The following is an 18,114-nucleotide window of genomic DNA, read 5'->3' as shown; positions in this document are numbered from 1 at the left end:
TTTTTGCTAATTTTCTGGAAAGTTTTTTAAAATAGTAATTGAAACATTTTTTTGGCACTTTTTGAAATTTTTATGTTATGTTTAGGGTATTTATTGATATTTCAGACTACAAAAAATATAAAGAAATTTATAAAAACATGATGAAATCAGAATTTAGGGGTAAATTTCAATTAAATAACCATAATAAAGAATATATTAATGATAAAGGAATAAATAATATTGAAAAACAGCATTTGAGTTTATAAATACGAGAATTAAACCAGAATTTATAAAAAACGATGTAAAACAGACCCCCATAAAAGGAAATCCCGTATTTATCGCACAGCATGCAACTGTAACTTGCTGTAGGGAATGTATTGAAAAATGGCATAAATTTCCAAAGAATAGGGAATTAACTGATAACGAAGTCGAATACCTTGTTGGACTTATCATGTTTTGGATAAACATTCAAATGATGGATTAAGCCAATTTACGAACGATTTCGATACATTTAAAAAGTAATGGGCGGTATAAGGTAATAAATTATTATATGGTGAAAATATGAAAAAAATTGTTTTGATTTTGTCGCTCGTTTTATTAAGTAGTTTTTGCCTCTGCACTGATAAAACAGACGGCGGAAGTGAAGACTTAAGCGACTACAGCAGTACATTAGTAGTTCAGTTTGGAGACACAATGGTAAATGTACCGTTAAGAGCAGTAATAAATGATTCAATGACTACATCTTTAATAAATACGAATGATTCAGACATAAAAAGTGATTATACAAGCGGAAACTACAAAATAATGTACTTTGAATACGATCCAACTATATCAAACGAAGAAGGTGGTATCGTACTTACAGATCTTGTTTCAAAAGTGAGCGTCTTTACTACGACATATCCTTACGAAATTGCCGATCAAACTTTGTTTAACAATACCGAAGACATTGAAAAAGTAAAAAACAGCAATTTAACACTTATTATCCAGATCGAAAGAACCAATAATTCAGCAACCATTACAAAATACAACAATACTTATGTAATTGAAGGAAACTCGTTGGAAGAACTCGATAAAGCAGAATCAAGATTTGTAATTGCAATGCTTTCCTAATTTATTTTTACATTTTTTATTATCCCGATATTTTTCTTATTCGAAATTAACTGGTCTTTTTTTACCGAATTAGCTAAAAAATTTTGCTTTGAATCTTTTAAATTTATATAGTTAAACTTTTGTATATTCTAATAACAATAATCACGTTAGTTATTTTATTAATACGGTGAATTTAAATGAAACTACTAAAAAACCTTATTTTACCAGTAATTGGAATTTTAACGTGGGAAATCCTTGCAATTTATTTAAATAATCCCGTAATCCTCCCAAAAGTTGAAAGTGTAATTTCAATCCTTTTAAATCCGGGGGTAGGCATACTAGGGACAGGAAATTTAATTGAAAACACGATTGTGAGCATTAAAAGGGTTTTAATAGGCTTTTTCATTGCAGGAGCTTTTGCAATTCCCCTTGGACTTCTCATGGGCTATTATTCACTTATAAACGACTTATTAGATATGTCGGTTGAACTCTTTAGGCCTATCCCTCCACTTGCGTGGGTTCCGCTTGCCCTTGCATGGTTTGGAATTGGCGAATCCTCAATGCACTTCATCATATTCATAGGTGCATTTTTCCCAATCCTAATAAACACAATTTCAGGAGTTAAAAGCGTACCTGTAATCATGGTTGAAGCTGCAAAAACTCTTGGAGGATCTACAAAAGATATTTTAAAGAGTGTTGTAGTTCCAGCGTCTTCCCCAGATATTTTAACAGGACTTAGGGTTGGAGCAGGAATTGCATGGATGTGTGTTGTTGCAGCGGAAATGCTTCCTGGAAGTGATGCCGGACTTGGATATTTAATCATGTATGCATATTCTTTGAGCAAAATGAACGTTGTCGTAGCTTCTATGATAATAATTGGAATAATTGGAATAATTCTTGATAAAGGGCTTAGATATATTGAAACCAAATACTTCTGCTGGAAAAAAATGATAAAATAAATAATTTAATAACTTAAAATCGGACGGATTAACCATGTCAGTTCTAGAACTTAAAAATCTTATCAAAAAATTTGGAAACAGTAAAAAAGACCTTGTTGCAGTTGATAATGTAGATTTATCTGTACAACATAACGAATTTGTATCAATTGTTGGCCCCAGCGGCTGTGGAAAATCCACAATCTTAAGAATGATTGCAGGACTTGAAAATCCAACATCCGGAGGAATTTACCTCGATAAAAAGGACGTTTTAGGCCCTGATGCAGATAGAGGAATGGTATTTCAACAGTACACCCTTCTTCCTTGGAAAACAGTTCTTCAAAATGTTACTTTTGGACTTGAAATTAAAAACGTTCCAAAGGAAGAAAGAATTGAAATTGCTAAAAAATTTATAAAAATGGTTGGACTTGAAGAATTTTGCGATTCTTACCCTTACGAATTAAGTGGCGGAATGCAACAAAGAGTTGCAATTGCTAGAACTCTTGCAAATGACCCCAAAATTGTACTGATGGATGAGCCATTTGGAGCCCTCGATACACAGACAAGAGCAGTGTTACAGGATCACCTCTTAAAAATATGGGAAAGTGAAAAAAAGACCGTTGTTTTTGTAACGCACAGTGTTGATGAAGCAGTTTATCTGTCAGACCGTGTTGTTGTCATGACTGCACGACCTGGAAAAATAAAATGCATTATTGATATAGATTTGGGCCGACCAAGAAAAAGAACAAGTGTCGAGTTCTTAGAATACAAGAAAAAAATAATTGACGAGTTAAAATCCGAAGTTTTAAAAACTTACGTATAATTCTCACTTTTTTATATTACGTAAATTTATATATCTTAAACACGTATTCTTTTTTAATGAACTATTATTCAAATTATATGAAATTTAATTCGTCAAAGGGATACTATGTTGAGGGGAAAGGATGCGACCCTTGCTGCAATAATAAACATTATTCTTGACGAAGAACCAGAAACTCAGGATGATATTGCAGACAGGTTAAACGTAAGCAGACGGTATGTTGCAAAACTGCTAAAACCGCTTGTAGATGGGGGGGCGATAATGCACCCTTATGTTGTAAATCTTGAAAAATTAAAAGAATTCGAAGATTACATAGAAACTGATCGATATTTTAAAGAGATTTACGAAACTTTTGATAGAATGGGAAATAACGTTATTCAAAATATCGATAAGGCATTTGATTCGTTAAAAACCCATGATTTAGACATTGCTAAAAATATTATTCTTGAAGATTACGCATTAAACCGAATGGAAGATGAAGTAAACCTCGTAATTAAACTGAAAGCTTCAAAATACATGGACATGAACAGTCTAATGCAGATATCCGACATTGCAGGAAATATCGAAAGATGTGGAGATTACCTTTCAAACATTGCAGAAGAAATTGTAAATGGGCTTTTTGTTGACCCTGCAATAAAAAAAGAAGTTTTTGAGATACAGGATATAATTTCAAAAATGTTCAATCATGCAATGAATATGGTTAAACATAAGACGAATGATACAGAAATTTACGAATTGGAAGGAAACCTCCACAAAAAACTCGATATCATGATGGAAAAACTTTCAGAAAATCCTGATGAAAATTTGAAAGACATTAACCAGTTCATCCAGTTTGGAATGTTTTTAAAAGATGTCGAAAGATTTGGGGACAGAAGTCTTAAAATATTTGAATTCGGTCGTGAATTCCACTACAATATTCCAAAAAACGTTAAAACTCCAGAATACGTTAGGAATTTGAAATAATTTTAATATTAAAATAATATTCATTATACTGTCTTTTTTTAATCCTGCTTTTTTAACGAGATATTAATTAAAGGATGAGCCATATATTGTATTTCATCGACATATTTAAATAATATCACTGCTTATGATGAAAAAACAACTTATGGTGAAATCATGGAATTCTTGGGGAATGAAATGCTTACCGTTGAAGGTAAAAACTTAAAAATTGATGGATACAATGCAAACGAACTTGCTAAAGCTTACGGAACTCCACTCTACGTCATGAGTGAAACACAAACCGTTAAAAACTTTACAAGATACGTTGAATCATTTAAAGAATACTCTGAAAAAACCGGAAAAGAATTCATAATTTCATTTGCATACAAAGCAAACACGAACCTTGCTGTAACAAAACTCCTTTCAAAACTCGGATGCGGTGCAGATATCGTGAGTGCAGGGGAATTATACATTGCAAAACTTTCAGATGTTCCTTCCGAAAAAATTGTATTTAACGGAAATTGTAAATTAAAAGACGAAATTAAAATGGGAATTGAAGCTGAAATAAGGGCATTCAATGTTGACAGTATCAGCGAACTTATTTTAATCAACGAAACTGCAAAAGAAATGGGAAAAGTTGCAAACGTTGCATTTAGAGTAAATCCTAATGTTGACGCAAAAACACACCCTAAAATTTCAACAGGGATGAAAAAGAATAAATTCGGGCTCGACATTGAAAGCGGAATTGCTCTTGAAACAATTAAAATGGCAGAAAAAATGGATAATGTAAAAATTGTTGGAATCCACTGCCATATAGGATCCCAATTAACATACATCAGCCCATTTGTTGAAGAAGCAAGAAAGATCATGGATTTCGTAGTTTTACTTAAAAATGAAGGAATTGAAATAAAGGATGTAAACTTAGGCGGGGGTCTTGGAATCCCGTATGATAAAAATACAAAAATTCCTGTTCAAGAAGACCTCTCAAAAGCAATTCTCGATGTAATTTACGAATATGAAGGAAAAATCGAACTTCCAAATCTTATATTAGAACCTGGAAGAAGTTTAGTTGCAACTGCAGGAGTTTTACTTGGAACTGTTGAACACGTTAAAGACACACCTGTTGCAAAATGGATAATGATTGATGCTGGAATGAACGACATGATGAGGCCAGCAATTTACGAATCATACCACGAAATCGTTCCCTGTACCGTAAGAGACGAAAAAGAAGTTGTAAGCATTGCAGGAGGACTTTGCGAAAGTTCTGATGTATTTGGAAAAGATAGGGAACTTTCAAAAATGGAAATAAAAGACACCGTTGCAATTTTAGACGTTGGAGCATACGGAATCAGCATGGCAAACAACTACAATTCAAGAGGAAAACCTGCAATGATTCTTACCAACGAAAAAGAAGTTTCATTGATCCGGGCAAGAGAAACCCTTGCAGACTTAATTTCAAAAGATATCGTGCCAAACCATCTTTTGTAATTTAAATTCTTTTTAAACTTTTTAAAAAATAAAAAAAATGCCTGAAATATTAGTAAACTAGCCAATAATGAATAATATCGTGCAAAAAACAGTAGAGAACAATATAAGAAATATTATTTTATGTTCTGCCTTTAAGTCGTATCTTAACATTATATCCACCCGAAGAGGATATTTATTTTTAAAAGTATATACTGGTTCCGAAATGAATCGAGTTATAATAGTTAAAAAATGTTTCAGATTTTTGAAATATTAGTTGTTATAGTTCCAAAGACCGATTCTGTCGGATTTTGCCGTTTTTTCAGTTTCTAAAAAATTATCCTTTAATTCAAAATCACTGACATATACTCTTGCAAAGCCGTATTCTATTAAATTTTCGTTGAAATTTTCATTATCTAAATATATGTATGCAAGGTATCTTCCGTATTTATCCTTTTTATCGCTATTTTTATCAAAAACCACGTAAACCGATTTGTTTTCAAGAGTATCTCTTGTATAGTTTGTTGCTAAATGTCCCCAGTAATCTAAATATTCAGTATCTGTAATTGGAGTTTCGTAAGTAATATAATATTCTGAAATACTGTTTTTTTGGTAAGTTTCTGGAGTATCAACTCCCAAAAGCCGGATATTATAATCGACCCCGTTTGAATCAACGTGTACTGTATCACCATCGACTACTCTGGTAACAGTTCCAAATAAATGTTCGTGAGAATCTATGAAATCCCCTGAATCAATATCATTGTTAGAGATGCAACCTGAAAACATTAAAACTAAAATGGGGGCTAAAAAAATTATCCTTTTCATAATAACCCTATAAATCCAGTTCTTTTGAATAATTTTTTATATCAATTATTGGAGTTTCTGAAAATGCATCAATTTCTTCAATATATATCTTGTTTCCAGAAATTTTTTCAATATTTACAGTATAAAGTGCGATAGGGTTTGGTCTCATGGGGGACCTTGTAGAAAAAACTCCTCTTATCGGGTTATTAATATTTCCCCTCGGATGAACTTTTAATATAGTTCTTTTATCTTCGTTATCAGACCTATTAAACCATAAAAAAATTAAAATCTTTGAATTTTTAGTTAATCCGTCAATTCCATCTAAAAATTCGTCGTAAATTTCCAAATATGAATTTTCCCCCTCTTTTTTAAACAGTCCAATTTCAAAAATTTTGTATTCATGTCCTTTCAAAATTTCAACCCCTTACACATATTTTCCAAGTATATTCCCTTCCATATCTATTATGATACATGAAAAATTAATTCCTTCCCACCTCAAAGAAAGCCTTTCGACGACTCTTTTTGAAACTTTTTCAAAAACTTCTGTTAAAATACCTTTTTCAATTAATATTTCAACTATATCTTCAGTTGTGTTCGATTGAAGTATTTTTTGAAGTATTTTTACATCTTGTGTTGCTAACGATGTATATGCGCAGAGTATTTCGTTTCTTGCATCCGCAACCCTTGAATGGGTGTCAAAAATTCCTCCTGCAAGCTTTACAATTTTTCCAGCGTGTCCAAAAACAGTTATATCTTTAACTCCTTTCTCTTTCGCTTTATCAAGCATGTGGTCCCAAAAGTTTGAAACTTCGATAATCTGGTCTTCTTCTGCATTCAATAAAATTTTAGCATGTTTTGTTCCGATATTTCCAGGAACAAATATCAAGTTTTTAAAATTATTCGCCAAAGCTACATCAATTTGGGGTGCAAGGGACTCTTTGTAAGCGTCATTTGACATCGGACGAACAATTCCCGTAGTTCCAAGAATTGAAATTCCACCAATTATCCCAAGTTTTGGATTTAATGTCTTTTTAGCAATTTCATCCCCATTTGGAACTGAAATTTTTACAGTTACACATTCATTATCTTTTAAAAGTGATTTTAAATTAGTTTCGATCATTTCTCTTGGTTTCGGGTTTATTGCAGGTTTTCCAGGTTTTACCTGTAAACCGGACTTTGTAATAAATCCAACCCCAGTTCCACCGATAATTTTAACGTTGCTAGATTTTGAGCAATTATTATCCATATTTTCAAGAGTAACTTTTATTTTGATATCCATTCCATTTGTAATATCAATATCTTCTCCTGAAAATTTCTCAACTGTTGAAATTGCAGTGTTTCCTTGTTTTTCGATATTTTTAATAGGAATAATTAAAGAATCGCCCTTTAAATTTAAAATTTCAACAAAATCTAATTTTTTATTATTTTTTAAAAAATAGAGCGCAGAATATGATCCAGCCGCCGCACATGCACCTGTAGTGTATCCAAAAGTTTTTTCAAGTCTAAAATCAATCTTGTTCATAAAATCACAAAATAATAAACATCATAATAAAAATGGTAAGTTAGTATTCTAAAATTTTTGCATTGCTCAATTTTTCAAAGCCGTTCTTTTTTACAAGATAAAGATCTTCAATCCGAACTCCAAAATCATCCATATAAATTCCAGGTTCAATTGTGATGACCATACCTTCTTTTAATATTATGTCTTCTTTTATTTTTGAAGAAATTGCAGGATTTTCGTGAATTTCAACCCCAACACCATGTCCAAGAGAATGTATGAAATACTCTTTAAATTCGCCCATATGTTCCCTTGCAATTAAATCGAGTTCTTTTACGGAGATTACAGCTTTTAAATTTTTTTCTGCTTCTTTTTTCACAGAATTTACAATATTATATATTTCAGAGTAATTCTTGATATTTTCATTTAAAATTACTGTTCTTGTAATATCTGAACAGTAGCCTTCATAAAGCGCCCCGATGTCCATTAAAAGTATGTTCTTTACAATATCGTTTGAAGGCATTCCATGTGGAAGTCGTGTCTTTTTATCAGAAATTGATATTGTGTCAAATGAAGGCCGAATGCTTCCATTTTTCTTCATAAAATACTCGATTTCTGCTGCAACTTGGTTTTCAGTTAAATTATCATTTTCGAGCGCAAAATTAGTGGCATATTCAATTGCATCGTCGCTTATTTTTGCAGCTTTTTTGATATTTTCAATTTCGGTTTTTGATTTAATTTCCCGCATTTCCTCGATTTTTTTAGAAATTAACTTGTAATCTTTAACAAATTTCAAAAACCGGATCGGAAGAGTATCTTCAATTCCCTTGCAACCTTTAAATGTACTTTCAAAATTTTCGTAGAGTTCGATATCAAGATTTTTGTTCTTGTATTCTTTTGCCATTTCAAAATCGAGTTTTGAAACTTGAAGTGCTGTTGTACCTTTTTTACTATCAAAAATAAGCATTGAAAAATTTGGAGGATACTTTTCTAAAAAGTAGTTTATGGTTTCTTTTTTTGTAATAACTGCTTTTTCTATGTCATTTTCTTTCAAATACTCTAAAAATTCCCCAAACTTATCCATAAAATCGCCTTTTAACGTAAATAATTTATTAAATATTATTTTTTAAAAATTTAGAAAAAGTTATTTTAAATTACTTCAATATTACTTCCAATTGATTTCATGTTATCTACAAAATCGGGAAACGAGATTTTAACTGAATCTTCGCCTTCAATTATTGTTTCCCCATCAGCAAGCATTCCTGCAATAGTAAATGCCATTACAAGCCTGTGATCATGGTAGGTTTTAAGTTTTGCCCCGTTTAATTTATGAACTCCTGTAATTATAAGTCCATCTTTTTTTTCCTCGATTTCTGCACCCATTTTTGATAATTCAGTAGTGCATGCTGCAAGTCTATCACATTCTTTTAGTCTTACGTGTTCCCCATTGTAAACAACTGTTTTTCCATCAGCAAAACATCCCAAAACTGCAATAGTTGGAACTAAATCTGGAATATCTGTTACATCGATTTCAATTCCTTTTAATTTGTAAGGACCTGTAATTTTAACATGATCTTCATTTATTTCCACATTTGCGCCCATTTTCTTAACTATTTCAATAATTTCCCGATCTCCTTGCTTTGAATCTTTAAATACGTTTTTAATTACAATATCAGAATTTAATAAAACTCCTGCCGCAACAAGGTAAGATGCAGAGGAATAATCTCCTTCAATTGTGTAATCACATGGTAAATACTTTTGATTTCCTTTAATTTTATATCCTGATTTATTTTTTTCTTCGTTTTTCTCGATTTTAACTCCAAATTTATCTAAAACATCTATTGTAATGTTTAAATAAGGTTCAGACTTTAAGGGAGTAGTTAATACAATTTCAGAGTCATTTTCACTAAATGGTAATGTCATCATGATGGAAGTTATAAATTGGGAACTCACGTCTCCCCTAATTTCAACTACATTGTTGCTAATTTTTCCAGATTTAACAACAATTGGGGCAGTCCCATTATTTTTTGTTGAAAAACAGGTCAGTCCTAGTTGATTTAATGCATCCAAAAGTGGTTGCATTGGTCTTTTTCGAATTGAATCGTCTCCAGTAAGTACCGTATACCCATTTGAAATTTGAGAAGAAATTCCCGTCAATATTCTTAAAGTAGTTCCGCTGTTTCCAATATCAACAATATTATCTGGCGTTTTTAATTCTGAACCCCTAACTACCCAAGTTTCATTGCTTAATTCAATTTCAGCTCCGAACATTTCGCATGCGTGAGCAGAAGATAAACAGTCTGCGCCATTTAACGGATTTTTTAGATTAGATATTCCGTTTGCGAGAGAGGCACAGATAACTGCCCTGTGCGTATAAGATTTTGATGGGGGAGCGCTTAATATTCCTTTTATTTTAGGGGTTTTTTTAACTACCAGCATTAAATCACCGAATATAATATTAATATTGAAGTAAATAGATTTTATGTTAGCAATACCAGAATTATAGCTAATATATATTAATAAATATTGATTTACGTACCGTAAAATATATATATTGAAAAAGCGGAAAGCTATTTCCTATATATCAATGATTTCGGAGGCATGAATATGAATTCTGTTGAACAGGCTATGGACTACATAAAAACGAACAACGTTAAATTCATAAGATTCCAGTTTGTAGACATACACGGTGAGCCAAAAAACATCGCTTACCCAGTAAAAGCAGGTGCTGCTGGTGAGGAAGAATTATACGATGTATTGGAAAAAGGATTATACTTCGATGGTTCTTCAATTGAAGGATTTGTTTCAATTGAAAGTTCTGACATGATGTTAAAGCCAGACTTAAAAACATTGTCAGTACTCCCATGGAGACCAACCGAAAAATCAGTTGCAAGAGTTATCTGTGATGTATACACTACAACCGGAAAACCATTCGAAGGAGACCCAAGAGGATGCTTAAAAAGAGTTTTAGCTAAGTTCGATGAAGAACTCGGTGGAGAATTCTTCGTAGGTCCTGAACCAGAATTTTTCATCTTAAAAGAAGATGCATGCGGTTCATGGGTTCCAGCAGATGATGCAGGATACTTCGACTTAGAACCTCTTGATGGAGGATGCGATATCAGAAGAAAAATCGTATTCGCTCTTGAAAACTTAGGTTTCCACGTAGAAGCAAGCCACCACGAAGTTGCAGAAGGTCAGCACGAAGTTGACTTCAAATTCGCAGATGCTGTAAAAACTGCAGATAGCGTTGTAACTTTCAAAACAACAATCAAAACACTTGCTGCACAAGAAGGTTTAAAAGCTACATTCATGCCTAAACCATTCTTCGGAATCAACGGAAGCGGTATGCACTGCCACCAGAGTATCTGGTTAAACGGTGAACCATCATTCTACGATGAAAGCGCACAATACCAATTAAGTGAAACCTGTATGAGCTATGTTGCAGGTATTTTAGACCATGCGAAATCAATTGTTGCAGTTACAAACCCAACAGTAAACTCATACAAAAGATTAGTTCCAGGATACGAAGCTCCTGTAAACATTGCTTGGGCAAATGCAAACAGAAGTGCAATCGTTAGAGTTCCAGCTCCAAGAGGAAAGGGAACAAGAATTGAATTCAGAGCACCTGACCCATCATGTAACCCATACTTAGCATTCACAGTAATGCTTGCAGCAGGTTTAGATGGTGTAAAAAGAAAATTAAGTGCTATAGACCCTGTTGAAAAGAACATCTTTGCAATGAGTGAAGCTCAGAAAAAAGCTGAAGGAATCGAATCAGTTCCTGCAAACTTAAAAGCTGCGCTTGACGAGTTAGAAAACAACTCAGTATTGAAAGATGCATTAGGAAAACACATCTTTGAAAACTTCATTGAAATCAAAAATGCTGAATGGGATTCATTCAGAACCTCAGTTACAGACTGGGAAACAAAACAATACTTAAAAATCTAATTACTTTTTTTAAACTTTTTTTTATTAATGGTTTATTCGAGTTTTACCGATTATTATCCCCGTTGATCTTTCCAAAAACTATAAAAGTAAGAAGTTAGTAATAGAACAGAGACGGGAATTTAGGAAAATTTTTGGAAAAATAAATTTTTAGAGCTTTTTCGCGAACGATTTGAAACAAGATATATTAAAACAAAAACGAGGTAATATTATGGCTTTTAAAGTTGTTGTATCAGATTCTAAAACAGGAAAATCATACCAATTCGAAACAGAATCAACTGCACTCATCGGTAAAAAAATCGGTGACGAAATCAGCGGTTCAGTTGTTGAATTAGAAGGATACAAATTAAAAATCACAGGCGGATCCGACAAATGTGGATTTGCAATGAGACATGACATTCACGGCGCTATGAAAATGAGAGTACTCTTAAAAAGCGGACCTGGATACAATGTTAAAGAAAAAGGTCTCAGAAGAAGAAAAAGCTTAAGAGGAAACACAATCTCTAAAGACATTACATTAATCAACACAAAAGTTGTAGAATACGGTTCAGCACCACTCGGCGGAGAACCTGAAAGCATCGAATAAATTAACTCTTTTTTTCTATTTTAGTTGGTTAGACTTTTTTAAAGATTATATATCTATATAAAGGATTAGCCATAAAGTGATTATAGTTTTAAAGTCATTTTTATATTGATTTTCAAGTATTCTTGTAATTTAAAAAACTAAAAAATTGTGCGAGGGATAAAATGGCAGCATCCAACCAATCAGAAGTTAATATTGGAATGGTAGGTCACGTAGACCACGGAAAAACGAGTTTAACAAGGAAATTAACTGGTGTATGGACCGACACACATAGTGAAGAGCTCAAGAGAGGAATTTCAATAAGGCTCGGATATGCAGACTGTGAGATAAAGAAATGCGAAACATGCGACGAACCAGAATGCTATACTGTCGGTAAGAAATGCGACTCTTGTGGCGGTAAATTAGTTACTTTAAGAAAAATATCATTTGTGGATGCTCCCGGACACGAAACACTGATGGCTACAATGCTTTCAGGAGCTTCACTTATGGATGGTGCAATTTTAGTTATTGCTGCAAGCGAAGAATGCCCACAACCTCAAACAAAAGAACACTTGATGGCACTTGACGCCCTTGGTGTTGAAAACATATTAATCGTTCAAAATAAAATCGACCTCGTAACTGAAGAAGCTGCAATTGAAAATTACAACCAAATTAAAGAATTTACAAAAGGAACTGTTGCAGAAAATGCGCCAATTATCCCAGTTTCAGCACACCATGGTGCAAACTTAGATGTACTTTTAAAAGCAATTCAGGAATTTATCCCGACTCCAGAAAGAGACGAAACTTTAACCCCCAAATTATATGTTGCTAGAAGTTTTGACGTAAATAAACCCGGTTCTGAAATAAAAGACTTAAAAGGTGGAGTTATCGGGGGAAGTATCATCCAAGGTGCTTTAAAAGTTGGTGACGAGCTTGAAATAAAACCAGGTATAAAAGTAACTGAAGGAAACAAAACGCACTGGGTTCCAATCGTAACTAAAATTATATCCCTAGGAGTTGGAGGTAAAAAATTAAAATCCGCAGTACCCGGTGGATTAATCGGTGTTGGAACTGAATTAGATCCAAATTTAACAAAATCCGATGCATTGAGCGGAAGTTTAGCAGGACTTCCAGGAACCCTTCCTGAAACTTTAGAAAAAATGGTTATCAAACCACAACTCCTTGAAAGAGTTGTTGGATCCCAAGATGAACTTGTAATCGAACCTTTGAAAACAAACGAAGTTTTGATGTTAAACGTTGGAACGTCTACAACTGTCGGTGTAACGGCATCTGCAAGAGCTGACAAAGCAGAAATTAAATTAAAATTACCAGTATGTGCAGATAAAGGTGACAGAGTTGCAATAAGCAGAAAAATCGGATCAAGATGGAGATTGATCGGATACGGAATAATTTTATAACTCTTTTATTATTTTTTTAACTTTTAGGTGTATTTTATGGACTATTCAAAACTCCTCTCAAAAAAGGAGAATATATGTTCTAAAATAAAAAATATCGATTTTAACTTTGATTATGAAAGTTACTGGAATAATTGCGATTTTTCGAGTACTTCTGATGCAATTTTTGCAGGAGGAGATGGAAGCTTCAACAAAATCGATTACATAAATTACTGTCTGTATATTTCTGGTGCTGTTTCATACGTTCAAAAAACTGATGGAAAAGTTGAAGAATCCATTTCTGCATGGGATTCAAATATTATTTTACCATACAGGTATGTTCAAAGTAGACTCAGTCTTTACATGCTCAATATGGAATTAAAAGTTGCGCTCTGGAATTTGAAAAACAGGAATATCGACTACTATCTTTATGATGGTTCTCTTTATTCACTACTCGTTCAGACAAACAATAAATTTTCGATTAACGGGGAAAACGTAGAAAATACAATTTCCAAGTACTACGAACATTATGGCATTGAATTAAAAAATAAAATTTTTGAAGAAATCGATTCTAAAAATATTAACTCGAGTGTTGAACTTTCAAATGATTTAAAATTTAGCGAAGAAGAAAAAATTATACTCGAACAGCTTGAATATTTAATATTATTATCTGAAATTTTAAAATATCGTGAAAAAATTGTTGGAGTTGCAAAAACTTCAAAAATGAACATTTATTTTAAAGATGCACTCATTCCGGATCTTGCAATATTTTCAAAATGTAAAAATTCAGGGTACTCAAAACCCCTCGATCTCGTTGATGAAAAAATAAATAAAAATTTCTATAAAAACGTTGAATACTTTAAAAAATTTGGAATTGACCTTAAAAAACTAAATTACCAGTTTGTAAAACTTGATAAAAACAGCGGAACTTTGTGCATAACTTCATTTGAAGAATTAGACGAAACTTTCTTTTCAAATCTTCAAAGAATATCTGTTTCAGACTACCCCTATATCTTGAAAAAATCACACGAAAACGTAAAAATTGAGAAAAAAGAGATCGAAAAATTCGTAAAACTTCTTGGAATTTATGAAAAAAGCGACAGAGATTCCAATTTAGAATATTAATTCATTAAATTCTATTTTAAACCCAATTTATTCATTTTAAAAATACATTTTTAACCATTTCGACATATAGCGAATGACTTTATATTTTAAATCGAAATATTTATATAAGAATTAGCCCACATATAGTGCCATGGAGAAAATAGCGATACATATCATGGGAGAAATTGTATTGTCCGAAGATATCGGTAAAGCCATGAAAAAATGGAGAGAAATGTTTGGCATACCGCAGATAGAAACTGCAAGGTACCTAGATGTCTCCCCATCAGTGATCAGTGATTACGAAGTTGGCAGAAGAAAGAATCCTGGAGTAAATATCGTCAAAAAATATGTATATGCACTCCTAGAAATTGACAAGGAAAGGGGCGGACATACCATAAAAGCATTGAGTAAAGTGTTAAACCCGACCTCGATGAAGGCGATTTTGCAAATAAAAGAATATCAAAACCCAGTTGGAGTCAGAGAATTACTTTCCACTATCGAAGGAAAGGTAATCTGTGGCGAAAACAGTTTAAATAATCAGCTATTTGGCCATACTGTGGTAGACAGTGTTAAAGCTATTTTGGAAATGAATGGCCAGGATTTCCTAAATCTCTATGGTTGGACAACTGAAAGAGCATTGATTTTTACCGAAGTTTCAGCAGGACGAAGCCCCATGGTTGCAATTCGTGTAAGCAATATTAAACCACGAGTCGTTATATTCAACGGAGTTTCCGAACTAGATAAACTTGCGGTTAAACTTGCCGAACTTGAGGGAATATGCCTCATAGTGACAGAATTAAGTACCGATGAGCTTTTAAAGCGATTAAAAGAAATGAAATAATTTTTTTTGTTTATATTGTTATTAATTAACAATTGTTCATTAACAAAAAAATGGTGAGCAGATGAAAGAAGTAGGTATTGTAGGATATGGAAGTGACCTTCCAAAATATAGAATAAAAGCGGAAGATATCGCTGGTGCTTGGGGTAAAGACGCTCAAGCAATCAAAAGAGGTCTTGTTGTAAACGAAAAAAGCGTTCCAGGACCTGACGAAGATACTGCAACAATATCAGTACAGGCTGCAAGAAGAGCATTATCAAGAGCAGGAATTAACCCAAAAGATATTGGCGCTGTTTACGTAGGAAGTGAAAGCCACCCTTATGCAGTAAAACCAACATCAGGAATCGTTGCTGAAGCATGTGGTGTATCACCAGACTTTACCGCAGCAGATTTAGAGTTTGCATGTAAAGCAGGAACTGCGGGAATGCAAATGTGTATGGGTTTAGTTGGAAGCGAAATGATGGAATATGCTATGGCAGTTGGTGCGGATACTGCTCAGGGAGCTCCAGGAGATGCTCTTGAATACACTGCTGCTGCAGGTGGTGCTGCATACATCATCGGTGCTAAAAAAGAAGAATTTATCGCTAAATTCAACGGAACATACTCTTACACCACAGATACCCCAGATTTCTGGAGAAGAGAACATGAACACTACCCAAAACACGGTGGTAGATTTACAGGAGAACCTGCATACTTCAAGCACGTTTTAAACGGTGCAAAAGGCATGATGGCAAAAATGGATACTACTGCAAAAGATTACGATTACTGCGTATTCCACCAGCCAAATGGAAAATTCTACATAAGCGCAGCTAAACAGTTAGGATTTACCGAAGAACAGTACAAATACGGACTTTTAACACCATACTTGGGAAACACCTATTCAGGAGCTGTTCCACTCGGACTTTCAAATATTTTAGACCATGCGAAAGCAGATGACAGAATCTTCGTTGTATCATATGGTAGTGGTGCAGGAAGTGATGCATTTGACATTACAGTATCTGACAGAATTTCAGAAGTGGTTGACAAAGAAATAACCACTGAAAAACTCTTGGAAAGTAAAAAATACGTTGATTACGCAGTTTACTTGAAATACAGAGGAAAAATTAGAATGTAACTTCATCAGGTGGATAAAATGAAGGATGTAGCAATTATAGGATACGGACAGACCAAATTTGGTGAACTCTGGGAAGAATCATTCAGAAGTTTAATTGTAGAAGCAGGAACTAAAGCAATCATTGATGCAAACGTTGATGGAGACGACATTGATGCAATGTACGTCGGTACAATGAGCGGCGGTCTTTTCGTGGGACAAGAACACACTGCATCATTAATTGCAGACTATGCTGGATTAAACCCAATCCCGTGTACCAGAGTTGAAGCAGCATGTGCTTCAGGAAGTTTAGCATTGAGAAGTGCATTTTTATCTATTGCAAGCGGTGCACACGACGTTGTTTTAGTCGGCGGTGTTGAAAAAATGACTGATGTTTCAGATGCAACTTCAGCAATCGCAACAGCATCAGATCAGGAATGGGAAGCTTTCGTAGGTGCAACATTCCCGTCATTATACGCAATGATGGCAAAAAGATACATGAAAGAATACGGCTTAACACTTGAACAGCTCTCAAGCTGGAGTGCTATCGCTCACGAAAACGCAGTTCACAATAACTATGCACAGTTCAGATCAAAAATAACCATTGATCAAATTATGAGGGCATCCCCAGTTGCAGACCCATTAACATTATTACACTGCTCACCAGTTTCAGATGGTGCTTCAGCACTTATCGTCTGTGATGCAGAAAAAGCAACAGATTATGCTCCAAAAGATGAAATTATATACATAAAAGCATCTACACAGGCATCAGACACTATTGCATTACAGGACAGGAATGATATGACTACATTAAACGCTGCAAAAGTTGCTTCAAAGAAAGCATATGAAATTGCAGGAATTAATGCAAGCCAAGTGGATGTTGCAGAAGTTCATGACTGTTTTGCAATCAATGGATTAGTATTAACTGAGGACTTAGGATTCTGTAAAAAAGGAGAAGCTGGAAAAGTTGTAGAAGCTGGAAAAACCAGAATCGATGACGACAGCTTTGTTACAGTAAACCCAAGTGGTGGATTAAAAGCTGCTGGCCACGCATTAGGTGCTACAGGAATCAGACAAGTCGGTGAACTTTACTGGCAGTTAAAACAGGACAAAGAATGTAAAGATAGACAAGTCACAATTGAAAACGGATACGCTATCTCAGCAAACGTTGGTGGAACAGGCGGTACAGTCTGTACACATATCTTATCAAACAAAAGATAATTACTAATTTAAGCAAAAAATTTCCGGTGAGATTATGGTAGTAAGAACCTGGAGAAGCATGCAAGAAAGGTACAACCTTATTGGATCAAAATGTAAAACATGTGGAACCGTTTACTTCCCTGCAAGAAGTGTCTGCCCAGAATGCAGAAGAAAGGGAGAATTGGAAGATTTCAAATTGGGCGGTAAAGGTAAAGTGTACACATACTCAGTAGTATACGCTGCGCCAAAGGACTTTGAAAAACAGTCCCCATACGTAATTGGTATCGTGGAACTTGAAGAAGGTACAAAAGTCACAGCTCAGATCGACTGCGAACCTGAAGAAATTAAAATAGGAATGCCTGTCGAAACAGTCTTTAGAAAAATAAGAGAAGACGGATGCGATGGCGTAATCAGCTACGGATACAAGTTCGTTCCAACCGAACAATAATTAAA

18 protein-coding genes and 1 pseudogene are annotated in these 18,114 nt (G+C 33.9%); 14 read left to right on the top strand and 5 right to left on the bottom strand.

Annotated elements, in window-relative coordinates; all coding sequences use genetic code 11:
- Window positions 1-77: 77 nt before the first annotated feature.
- From MMARC5_RS09985 to lysA, 6 genes and pseudogenes are all read left to right on the top strand, one after another.
- Window positions 78-463 (top strand): annotated as a pseudogene (locus MMARC5_RS09985) (DUF4186 domain-containing protein).
- 77 nt (window positions 464-540) lie between these two features.
- A complete protein-coding gene (locus tag MMARC5_RS02010) occupies window positions 541-1,089 on the top strand; it encodes a hypothetical protein (protein ID WP_011868165.1) in 549 nt (182 codons plus the stop codon).
- Window positions 1,090-1,265: 176 nt separating this feature from the next.
- Window positions 1,266-2,027, top strand: coding sequence for an ABC transporter permease (locus tag MMARC5_RS02005; RefSeq protein ID WP_011868164.1), 762 nt, complete (start codon window positions 1,266-1,268; stop codon window positions 2,025-2,027).
- 34 nt (window positions 2,028-2,061) lie between these two features.
- On the top strand, window positions 2,062-2,826 hold the full coding sequence (locus tag MMARC5_RS02000) for an ABC transporter ATP-binding protein (RefSeq protein WP_011868163.1): 765 nt from the start codon (window positions 2,062-2,064) through the stop codon (window positions 2,824-2,826).
- Between the two features lie 105 nt (window positions 2,827-2,931).
- Window positions 2,932-3,786: a PhoU domain-containing protein gene (locus MMARC5_RS01995; RefSeq protein ID WP_011868162.1), complete on the top strand. Its 855-nt coding sequence runs from the start codon at window positions 2,932-2,934 to the stop codon at window positions 3,784-3,786.
- A gap of 153 nt (window positions 3,787-3,939) precedes the next feature.
- Window positions 3,940-5,250 carry a diaminopimelate decarboxylase gene (lysA, locus tag MMARC5_RS01990; protein ID WP_011868161.1) on the top strand — a complete coding sequence of 437 codons (1,311 nt, stop codon included), beginning with the start codon at window positions 3,940-3,942 and terminating at the stop codon, window positions 5,248-5,250.
- Window positions 5,251-5,499: 249 nt separating this feature from the next.
- Here the strand turns inward: lysA and ecnA are convergent, their stop codons facing one another.
- From ecnA to aroA, 5 genes are all read right to left on the bottom strand, one after another.
- Complete coding sequence (gene ecnA, locus MMARC5_RS01985) at window positions 5,500-6,051, bottom strand: calcium-activated nuclease EcnA (protein WP_011868160.1); 552 nt, start codon at window positions 6,049-6,051, stop codon at window positions 5,500-5,502.
- Window positions 6,052-6,058: 7 nt separating this feature from the next.
- Entirely contained in the window at window positions 6,059-6,442 is a 384-nt protein-coding gene (gene tsaA / locus MMARC5_RS01980; RefSeq protein WP_011868159.1) for a tRNA (N6-threonylcarbamoyladenosine(37)-N6)-methyltransferase TrmO, read from the bottom strand.
- A 12-nt stretch (window positions 6,443-6,454) separates the two neighbouring features.
- Window positions 6,455-7,552, bottom strand: coding sequence for a cobalt-precorrin-5B (C(1))-methyltransferase CbiD (cbiD, locus tag MMARC5_RS01975; RefSeq protein WP_011868158.1), 1,098 nt, complete (start codon window positions 7,550-7,552; stop codon window positions 6,455-6,457).
- 40 nt (window positions 7,553-7,592) lie between these two features.
- On the bottom strand, window positions 7,593-8,612 hold the full coding sequence (locus MMARC5_RS01970; RefSeq protein WP_011868157.1) for a M24 family metallopeptidase: 1,020 nt from the start codon (window positions 8,610-8,612) through the stop codon (window positions 7,593-7,595).
- A gap of 65 nt (window positions 8,613-8,677) precedes the next feature.
- Entirely contained in the window at window positions 8,678-9,967 is a 1,290-nt protein-coding gene (gene aroA, locus MMARC5_RS01965; protein ID WP_011868156.1) for a 3-phosphoshikimate 1-carboxyvinyltransferase, read from the bottom strand.
- 168 nt (window positions 9,968-10,135) lie between these two features.
- Between aroA and glnA the strand changes: the two genes are divergently transcribed.
- From glnA to MMARC5_RS01925, 8 genes are all read left to right on the top strand, one after another.
- Window positions 10,136-11,476, top strand: a complete 1,341-nt coding sequence (glnA, locus tag MMARC5_RS01960) for a type I glutamate--ammonia ligase (RefSeq protein ID WP_011868155.1) — start codon at window positions 10,136-10,138, stop codon at window positions 11,474-11,476.
- Between the two features lie 208 nt (window positions 11,477-11,684).
- Window positions 11,685-12,059: a 30S ribosomal protein S6e gene (locus MMARC5_RS01955; protein ID WP_011868154.1), complete on the top strand. Its 375-nt coding sequence runs from the start codon at window positions 11,685-11,687 to the stop codon at window positions 12,057-12,059.
- A gap of 161 nt (window positions 12,060-12,220) precedes the next feature.
- On the top strand, window positions 12,221-13,453 hold the full coding sequence (locus MMARC5_RS01950) for a translation initiation factor IF-2 subunit gamma (protein WP_011868153.1): 1,233 nt from the start codon (window positions 12,221-12,223) through the stop codon (window positions 13,451-13,453).
- A 36-nt stretch (window positions 13,454-13,489) separates the two neighbouring features.
- Window positions 13,490-14,554, top strand: a complete 1,065-nt coding sequence (locus MMARC5_RS01945) for a DNA double-strand break repair nuclease NurA (protein ID WP_011868152.1) — start codon at window positions 13,490-13,492, stop codon at window positions 14,552-14,554.
- 130 nt (window positions 14,555-14,684) lie between these two features.
- Window positions 14,685-15,374, top strand: coding sequence for a helix-turn-helix domain-containing protein (locus MMARC5_RS01940; protein ID WP_011868151.1), 690 nt, complete (start codon window positions 14,685-14,687; stop codon window positions 15,372-15,374).
- 61 nt (window positions 15,375-15,435) lie between these two features.
- Window positions 15,436-16,485 (top strand): hydroxymethylglutaryl-CoA synthase, encoded by a 1,050-nt coding sequence (locus MMARC5_RS01935; RefSeq protein ID WP_011868150.1) that lies wholly within the window; start codon window positions 15,436-15,438, stop codon window positions 16,483-16,485.
- Between the two features lie 18 nt (window positions 16,486-16,503).
- Window positions 16,504-17,682, top strand: a complete 1,179-nt coding sequence (locus MMARC5_RS01930) for an acetyl-CoA acetyltransferase (RefSeq protein WP_011868149.1) — start codon at window positions 16,504-16,506, stop codon at window positions 17,680-17,682.
- A 34-nt stretch (window positions 17,683-17,716) separates the two neighbouring features.
- The gene (locus tag MMARC5_RS01925) at window positions 17,717-18,109 is read left to right on the top strand and encodes a Zn-ribbon domain-containing OB-fold protein (RefSeq protein ID WP_011868148.1); all 393 of its coding nucleotides are present in this window, start codon (window positions 17,717-17,719) and stop codon (window positions 18,107-18,109) included.
- The last annotated feature ends 5 nt before the right edge of the window (window positions 18,110-18,114 follow it).

Origin of the sequence: Methanococcus maripaludis C5 (assembly GCF_000016125.1) — an archaeon.
GTDB lineage: Archaea > AGJL01 > Methanococci > Methanococcales > Methanococcaceae > Methanococcus > Methanococcus maripaludis_D.
This window is presented reverse-complemented; position numbering and strand designations above follow the sequence as displayed.

Bases quoted from the DNA above. Each gene is read 5' to 3' on its own strand.
- MMARC5_RS02010 (WP_011868165.1), top strand. From the start codon at position 541: ATGAAAAAAATTGTTTTGATTTTGTCGCTCGTTTTATTAAGTAGTTTT.
- MMARC5_RS02005 (WP_011868164.1), top strand. From the start codon at position 1,266: ATGAAACTACTAAAAAACCTTATTTTACCAGTAATTGGAATTTTAACG.
- MMARC5_RS02000 (WP_011868163.1), top strand. From the start codon at position 2,062: ATGTCAGTTCTAGAACTTAAAAATCTTATCAAAAAATTTGGAAACAGT.
- MMARC5_RS01995 (WP_011868162.1), top strand. From the start codon at position 2,932: ATGTTGAGGGGAAAGGATGCGACCCTTGCTGCAATAATAAACATTATT.
- lysA (WP_011868161.1), top strand. From the start codon at position 3,940: ATGGAATTCTTGGGGAATGAAATGCTTACCGTTGAAGGTAAAAACTTA.
- ecnA (WP_011868160.1), bottom strand. From the start codon at position 6,051: ATGAAAAGGATAATTTTTTTAGCCCCCATTTTAGTTTTAATGTTTTCA.
- cbiD (WP_011868158.1), bottom strand. From the start codon at position 7,552: ATGAACAAGATTGATTTTAGACTTGAAAAAACTTTTGGATACACTACA.
- MMARC5_RS01970 (WP_011868157.1), bottom strand. From the start codon at position 8,612: ATGGATAAGTTTGGGGAATTTTTAGAGTATTTGAAAGAAAATGACATA.
- aroA (WP_011868156.1), bottom strand. From the start codon at position 9,967: ATGCTGGTAGTTAAAAAAACCCCTAAAATAAAAGGAATATTAAGCGCT.
- glnA (WP_011868155.1), top strand. From the start codon at position 10,136: ATGAATTCTGTTGAACAGGCTATGGACTACATAAAAACGAACAACGTT.
- MMARC5_RS01955 (WP_011868154.1), top strand. From the start codon at position 11,685: ATGGCTTTTAAAGTTGTTGTATCAGATTCTAAAACAGGAAAATCATAC.
- MMARC5_RS01950 (WP_011868153.1), top strand. From the start codon at position 12,221: ATGGCAGCATCCAACCAATCAGAAGTTAATATTGGAATGGTAGGTCAC.
- MMARC5_RS01945 (WP_011868152.1), top strand. From the start codon at position 13,490: ATGGACTATTCAAAACTCCTCTCAAAAAAGGAGAATATATGTTCTAAA.
- MMARC5_RS01940 (WP_011868151.1), top strand. From the start codon at position 14,685: ATGGAGAAAATAGCGATACATATCATGGGAGAAATTGTATTGTCCGAA.
- MMARC5_RS01935 (WP_011868150.1), top strand. From the start codon at position 15,436: ATGAAAGAAGTAGGTATTGTAGGATATGGAAGTGACCTTCCAAAATAT.
- MMARC5_RS01930 (WP_011868149.1), top strand. From the start codon at position 16,504: ATGAAGGATGTAGCAATTATAGGATACGGACAGACCAAATTTGGTGAA.
- MMARC5_RS01925 (WP_011868148.1), top strand. From the start codon at position 17,717: ATGGTAGTAAGAACCTGGAGAAGCATGCAAGAAAGGTACAACCTTATT.